Source organism: Hymenobacter agri (assembly GCF_054778495.1).
On the sequence record NZ_BAAGZM010000190.1, the window covers coordinates 1 to 7,013 of the forward strand.

The 7,013-nt window shown below is 58.9% G+C and carries 7 protein-coding genes and 1 tRNA gene; 3 read left to right on the top strand and 5 right to left on the bottom strand.

From position 1 onward, the window contains the following. Window positions 1–468, bottom strand: a 468-nt coding sequence (locus tag ACYVDE_RS11090; RefSeq protein ID WP_460501583.1) for a LysM peptidoglycan-binding domain-containing protein, incomplete at its 3' end; no start/stop codon positions are given. Between the two features lie 312 nt (window positions 469–780). Here ACYVDE_RS11090 and kdsB point away from each other — a divergent pair. Next, on the top strand, window positions 781–1,539 hold the full coding sequence (gene kdsB, locus ACYVDE_RS11095; protein WP_460501584.1) for a 3-deoxy-manno-octulosonate cytidylyltransferase: 759 nt from the start codon (window positions 781–783) through the stop codon (window positions 1,537–1,539). A gap of 83 nt (window positions 1,540–1,622) precedes the next feature. Here the strand turns inward: kdsB and ACYVDE_RS11100 are convergent, their stop codons facing one another. The 4 genes from ACYVDE_RS11100 to gap all read right to left on the bottom strand — a co-directional run bounded on the left by ACYVDE_RS11100 (window position 1,623) and on the right by gap (window position 4,584). Further along, window positions 1,623–2,063, bottom strand: a complete 441-nt coding sequence (locus ACYVDE_RS11100; RefSeq protein WP_460501585.1) for a DUF1622 domain-containing protein — start codon at window positions 2,061–2,063, stop codon at window positions 1,623–1,625. A gap of 47 nt (window positions 2,064–2,110) precedes the next feature. Further along, entirely contained in the window at window positions 2,111–2,446 is a 336-nt protein-coding gene (locus tag ACYVDE_RS11105) for a translation initiation factor (RefSeq protein WP_460501586.1), read from the bottom strand. An 85-nt stretch (window positions 2,447–2,531) separates the two neighbouring features. After that, the gene (locus ACYVDE_RS11110; protein WP_460501588.1) at window positions 2,532–3,401 is read right to left on the bottom strand and encodes a diacylglycerol/lipid kinase family protein; all 870 of its coding nucleotides are present in this window, start codon (window positions 3,399–3,401) and stop codon (window positions 2,532–2,534) included. Window positions 3,402–3,576: 175 nt separating this feature from the next. Beyond that, window positions 3,577–4,584 carry a type I glyceraldehyde-3-phosphate dehydrogenase gene (gap, locus tag ACYVDE_RS11115; RefSeq protein ID WP_460501590.1) on the bottom strand — a complete coding sequence of 336 codons (1,008 nt, stop codon included), beginning with the start codon at window positions 4,582–4,584 and terminating at the stop codon, window positions 3,577–3,579. Between the two features lie 316 nt (window positions 4,585–4,900). Between gap and ACYVDE_RS11120 the strand changes: the two genes are divergently transcribed. Continuing rightward, window positions 4,901–4,972 (top strand) — tRNA-Glu (locus tag ACYVDE_RS11120). A 153-nt stretch (window positions 4,973–5,125) separates the two neighbouring features. Further along, window positions 5,126–6,004, top strand: a complete 879-nt coding sequence (locus ACYVDE_RS11125; RefSeq protein ID WP_460501591.1) for a DNA/RNA non-specific endonuclease — start codon at window positions 5,126–5,128, stop codon at window positions 6,002–6,004. Window positions 6,005–7,013: the final 1,009 nt, after the last annotated feature.

Genomic DNA, 7,013 nt, shown 5'->3' on the forward strand with positions numbered 1-7,013 from the left:
GAGCAGCAGCTGCTGGCCGGCGCGTACGGTGCCGCCGGCGGGCAGCTTGTTCAGCTTAATCAATTCCTCCGCCGAGAGCTGATAGCGGTTGGCAATGCCAAACAGCGTTTCGCCTTTGCGCACCGTGTAGCGAGTCGGCACCGAGCCCGGCGCGGCCGTAGCCGCCACTTTGACTGGAGCAGCCGGGGCCCCGGCGCGACCGGCCGGGCGGGGCACGTACACAATCTGCCCGATGCCGAGCCCATTTGTAATCTGCGGATTGGCGGCGGTGAGCTGCGCCAGCGTGACTTTGTAGCGGCGGGTAAGGGCAGTGAGGGTTTCGCCCGGGCCCACGCGGTGCTTCACGAAGCGCTGGCCACCGCGCATTTCCTGGCCAATGGAATCGGTAGGCGCGGCTTTAGCGGCGGGTTTGCCGGGGCCCGGGCTGTTCAGGGCCAGCACCGTCAGCAGCGAAAGAATTACAGTCATGAGATAATCGCCTTGCAAAATTCACGTTCCCCCGCGCCCGGGAGTGCCGGGCATCCGGCCCGACATGGCAAAATAACGCAAAAACCGGCGGGGAATTGGCTGGCGGTGGCGAAAGGGCCGGGCGGGCGGCTTTCTTTGCGGCGGCAAGGCAGTTTTTCTGACAGCACTACTTCGCAACGCCTGTCATCCTGAGCGGAGCGAAGGACCTTCTCACGCTTGCGCTTTTCGTTCAGCTGTGGTAAGGTCCTTCGCTCCGCTCAGGATGACAAAAGCTCACTTCCCCCCTCTCTTACTTCCCATCTCCCTCACCGCATGGTTCTCGGCCTCATTCCTGCCCGCTACGCCTCCACCCGCCTGCCCGGCAAGCCGCTCGTCGACCTCGGCGGCCAGAGCATGATTCAGCGCGTGGTACTCCAGGCCCGCCAAGCCAACCTAACCCGCGTGGTCGTTGCCACCGACAATGAGCGCATCCTGCGCCACGTACAGGACTTCGGCGGCGAGGCCGTGCTCACCCGCCCCGAGCACCCCAGCGGCACCGACCGCCTCTGGGAAGCCTTCCAGCAGCTCGGCGCCCCGGCCGACGTGCACTGCATCGTCAACATTCAGGGCGACGAGCCCTTCATCCACCCCGCTCAAATCAACGCCCTGGCCGATTTATTTGTCGACCCAGCCAACGCGCCCGCAATCGCCACGCTGGTGAAACCCGTGGTGTCAGCCGAGGAATTATTCAGCCCGCACCTGCCCAAAGTGGTGCTCGATGCCCACGGCCACGCCCTGTATTTCAGCCGCCACCCCCTGCCCTACCAGCGCAACCGCCCCGAGGCCGAGTGGCTGCAACACCACCGCTACCTGCGCCACCTGGGCCTGTATGCCTACCAGCCCGCCGTGTTGGGCCAGCTCACCCGGCTGCCCGTGTCGCCGCTCGAAGCCGCCGAGAGCCTGGAGCAGCTGCGGTGGCTCGAAGCCGGCTACCAGATTCGCTGCGCCGAAACCGAGTTCGATGCGTTCGGCATCGACACGCCGGAGGACGTAGCGCGGGCGAGGGCCCGGCTGGGGATGATAAGAAGATAGCAGGCGGAGTACCCCGAAATTTTATTTCGGCCCGCCAGAACACCCGTTCAACGGGCCGAAATAAAATTTCGGGGTACTCCGCCTCACTCCGCCCGCTCCACCACCGGTTTCTCGGCACTGTGCGTTTCGCTCCGCTCCTCCTTCATCTCCCGCGACAGGAAGTAATTGAGCGCCGTCCGAATCACGGCAATAGCCCCGAGCTTGCCAATCTGCTCCCAGCTCGGCGCAATAGCTGTGCTCAGAATATCAGCCCCGAGCTGAAATTCCAGCGCCAGCGCCAGGTACCGCGCCAGCGCCAGCCGAATGGCCGTAAAGTCGGCCGTTTGCTGCCGCAGCAGCGCCTTAAGCAGCAGCCAGCCGGCGCTGAGAATGCCCAGCGCAATGATGGCCGCGCCCACCGTTTCCACCCCCAGCTTCAGCCAGAGCACGCCCTCAATCACGGCGCTTTCGGCCCGGCCGTGCACCGAGGTGACGTCGCGGGCCGTTTCGGGCAGGGCAATGAGGGTTGAAATGAGCAATGACACGAGCATGGTGAATTGGGCCGGCAATAATGGGAGTACGCGGAATCGGGTTAGCCGCCGGCCTTCTTGGCTTTGTAGCCTTCCTTGAGCAGGACTTCCAGCACTTTATCGCGGAAGTCGCCCTGCACCACCACTTCGCCGTCTTTAGCGCTACCACCCACGCCACACTTGGTTTTGAGGAGCTTGCCCAGGGCCTGTAAGTCGGCATCGGTACCCACAAAGCCGGTCACGAGCGTTACCTGCTTGCCGCCGCGCTGCTTCTTATCGAGTTGCACGCGCAACTGCTGTTGCTGGGGCGGCAGCGTAGTGGCCTCGCCGGGCTCGTTGCTCTGGTAGGCAAAATCGGGATTGGTGGAGTACACCACGCCGGTGCGGTTCTGTTTCATGATATTAGTTGCTCGTTGTCGGTTGTTAGGGCTACAGATTCATCAAGTTACTGACAACGAATAACCAGTAACCGACACTCAGAATTTATACCGCCACAGCTAACGCCAGCGGCAGCAGGCTCACCTCAAACTCGGTGGCGTGGCCCAGGTAGTCGCCATCCACGTGGAAACCGACGGGCGCGGCGGCTACTACCCGCCCACGCGGCACCCGAAAATACTCGGCCGCTTTGCTCTGCGGAAGGTTGCCCAAGGCCATCGCTAAGCTTACGCGAAAGGCACGCATAGCCGGCAGCGCATCAATCAGGCACACGTCGAGCAGGCCGTCGCGCAGGTCGGCGCGGGGCGCGATGTAGGCGTTGTTGCCGTACTGCGAGGCATTGGCGAAGGCCAGCACGTAGCAGTCGGTCGTGATTTCCTGACCGTCGAGGTTGGCCCGCACGGGTACCGCGCGGTAGCGGCGGTACTCGCGCAACGTTACCTGTAGATAGGTGCTCAGGCCCCGCGAGCCGGCCTGGGCAAAATGCTGGCTCACGTGCGCATCAAACCCCAGCCCGGCCGTGCAGAAAAATTCGTGGCCGTTAATGATGCCCACATCCATGCGGCTGAACGTAGGCGCTGCCAGCCGGCGCAATGCATCGGCCAGGCCCAGCGGCACCTTCAGGTGGCGGGCCAGGCCATTGCCCGAACCCTGCGGAATGATGCCCAAGGCCGTTTCGGTACCCAGCAGGCCGCGGCCCACCTCGTTCACGGTGCCATCGCCACCCACGGCGGCCACCACCGCAAAGCCCTCGGCGGCGGCTGTGCGCGCCAGTTCCACGGCGTGCCCGGCGTATTCGGTGGGCCGAATTTCGTAATCGGCCTCCCGCGCGCCGAAGTAGCGCGCAATCAGCGCCGGCATGTCGTGGCGCTGGCTCGGGCCGGCCTTCGGGTTCAGAATGAAGCAGGTCTTGGGCACTGTTTTTATTAATGTGAAAATGTGCTGAATGTGAAGATATGCGGAATGAATGGCGGGCAACTACGCTACGCATACGAAGCAAAAAAGCCTGCCATGGGGCAGGCTTTTTTATTGGGTTGCCGAAAATCTGCCGATGTGCACATTTTCACATTCCGCAAATTCTCACACTGGAAAACTAGCCGTTCATCTGCTCGCCGAGCTTCTGAATGAGGTCAGCGGTGCGGGTCGAGTAGCCGGTTTCGTTATCGTACCAGCCAATTACCTTGGCCAGCGTGCCGTTCACGGCGGTCAGCTCCGAGTCGAAGATGCAGCTGTGGGGGTTGCCCACGATGTCGATGCTCACGAGCGGGTCGGTGGCAAACTCCAGAATACCTTTCAGCGGACCGTCAGCAGCTGCTTTAATGGCAGCGTTGATTTCCTCTTTTGTGGTTTCTTTTTTCAGAATCACGGTCAGGTCGGTCATCGAGCCGTCCGGCACGGGCACGCGCATGGCCAAGCCGTCAAGCTTGCCTTTCAGCTTGGGCAGCACCAAGCCCACGGCTTTGGCAGCGCCAGTGCTGGTGGGGATGATGCTATAGGCGGCGGCGCGGGCGCGGCGCAGGTCCTTGTGGGGCGCGTCCTGCAGGTTTTGGTCCGAGGTATAGGCGTGCACCGTGGTGATGTAGCCTTTCTCAATGCCGAAAGCGTCGTCAAGCACCTTGGCCATCGGGGCTAAGCAGTTGGTGGTGCAGCTGGCGTTGCTCAGGATGGTTTCCGAGCCGGTGAGGATGTCCTCATTCACACCCAGCACCACCGTGGGGATGTTGCCGGTAGCAGGAGCCGAAATCACCACCTTCTTGGCACCAGCAGTGAGGTGCTGGCCAGCGCCGGCTTCGTCCACGAAGCGGCCGGTCGATTCGAGCACTACGTCAACGCCCATCTTGCCCCAGGGCAGCAGTTTGGGGTCGCGCTCGGCGAGGGCGGCAATCTTCACGCCATTCACGGTGAGGCTTTCCTCGTCGTAGCTCACGGTACCATCGAAACGGCCGTGCACGGAGTCATACTTCAGCAGGTGGGCCAACGTTTTGTTGTCGGTCAGGTCGTTGATAGCAACGATTTCCACGTTGTCGCGGCCTAGCAGCGACTTGAAGGTGAGGCGGCCAATGCGGCCGAAGCCGTTGATGGCGACTTTAATTTTTGCCATTAGTAAAACAGAGAAAGATAGGTGGCAGGCTCCCACACTGGCAGCCCTTGAAACGCGGGGCGAAGATAACAGGCGGCCGCGGGTTCGTCAGCATACAGTATAAATAGGATGAATACCGGGCTTTTTGAGACGGCACCGGCCCTACTGCCAGCTTCGTTTCAATGTTTTTGTGTTAATCGAACAAACAGCGCATTATTGCCACTAAAATTTTTCACCCTGAAAAACAGGCATTTTGATAAGTTGAGCGACTTTTTTTTGGCCCACCTCTTGCATAGAAAGCCGCGCGCCGTACCTTTGCATCATCAAAACGAACAACGGTCCGTTCGTCTAGGGGTTAGGACAGTAGATTTTCATTCTACCAACAGGGGTTCGATTCCCCTACGGACTACAACAAAGGCCCTCACAGCAATGTGAGGGCTTTTTTCGTTAATGTCTGTGGCAGTTGCTGTGGCAGTTTTTCCAGCCGTTCCCATCTGAGTCGGCCGAGATTGAATTCTTCGCGGCGGTAATGCGTAGATGCAACTGCACCCCATCATTCATTATGAGCACCACCCTGCGTACCCTCCGCCTGCCCACGCTGGCCTTTACCCTGCTACTGGCCGCCTGCCAGAAGGAGGCGGTCACGCCCGCAACTCCTACGGTTCCGGTCACCCCGGCTGCTCCCCTACCCGAGCACCTGACTCTCGGCAATCCCAGCGGGGCCACCACCGATATTGCGCAGCCGAGCAATTATCTTCTGTTGAAGCCACAGTATGCCTTAAGCTACCACCGCGACCGGGGCATCCCGAACTGGGTGAGCTGGCACCTAAGCACCGACTGGCGCGGCAGCGCCCCCCGGCAGGATGACTTCCGGCCCGACGCCCAACTACCCGCAGGCTGGTACCAAGTTCAGGCTGGCAGCTACACCGGCTCAGGCTTTGACCGCGGCCACAACTGCCCCAGTGCCGACCGCACTAATACAGTCGCGGATAATTCGGCCACGTTTCTCATGACGAACATGATGCCCCAAGCCCCGCGCAACAACCAGCAAACCTGGGGCAACCTGGAGGACTACACACGCACCTTTCTCAGCAGCGGCAACGAGGTTTACGTCATCTGTGGCAGCTACGGCAGCGGCGGCACGGGCAGCAATGGTTTTGCCCAAACTGTCGACCAAGGGCGCATAACGGTGCCTGCCCGCTGCTGGAAAGTTGTGGTGATTATGCCGGTCGGCACTGATGACGCTAGCCGCGTAAATACCAACACGCGCGTCATTGCCATCGATACGCCCAATAATAACTCTCTTCGCACGAATTGGGGCAGCTACCGCACCAGCGTCGATGCCATTGAAGCAGCTACCGGCCTGGATATCCTCTCGGCCGTGCCTGAGGCAGTGCAACAGGTGATTGAGGCTCGGATAGATGACGGGCCAGCCAACTAACTCCTGTACAACTACAACGCGCACGGGCGCGCGCTCCTTAAAGGGAATGAAAGGCAGCTTGATACTTGAAAAGCGCGGTCATCGTCGGCAAACTGAACTGGTGAGCCTCCGCGAGCACGTTTCCTAATCGCACCCTTATATTGTGCGCCAATTCTCGCAGGAGTTGCGTGTAACACCCAGCACATACTGCATCAGTTCGGCCCCACAGCAAAGCAATAGTTCCTACCAGAACTGGCGTGGTAAGTGGTCGTACGTGGAACATTTACTTACAAAAGCTAGCGTCACGGCACCACTCTACTGTGTAAAGGTCCACAGCAGTATGATGTGTCATTGGCACATGCGTCACGTGCTGTATATCTGCAGGCCAAGCCGCCGCCCTCGTTTGTAATAAGCGTCACTGATGCAGACTCCATTAAACACACCACATACAACAACTTATTCGGCCGGCCTCCCCCACCAACTCCAGCCGGGTTTTAATGCGTAATATCCTATCAAGAAAGAGACAACTATGTTTGGTCAACACCTATAATGCTATTCGTGCAAAAAATTAGACTAGGAAATACGCCCCCACGGTTAAAACCTTAGTGAGTAGGGCGCAACCTCATGGCGTGCTGACCATCGCCCCGGCTCGTCATCTGCTTCCAAACAGGTGGCTGATATTACTCAAGGCCACAAGCTCAAATACCTAATTGCTTAGAGGCACTGAAGTGCATAAACTAAAGTAGCAACTACTTCGAAAATACTTATCCGAATCGTTTTGTAGTCATTTTAAAATTGAATTACTTAACAGTGGATACCTCCCCGACTTAACTGAAAATCAATTCAAAACCAGCCATAACATAACCGATTATAATACGAATGTCGACATTGGGCGCTCAATTGCTCAATTATTCCGAAGCTCAACTGTAACGAGTGCCCCATCTCAACCTCAATTATTAAAAAGGGTCGTAAAGCAAAAATCCCTCCTGGTTGCTGGCGAAAGCATCCAAGAGGGATTTTCCTGTGATAA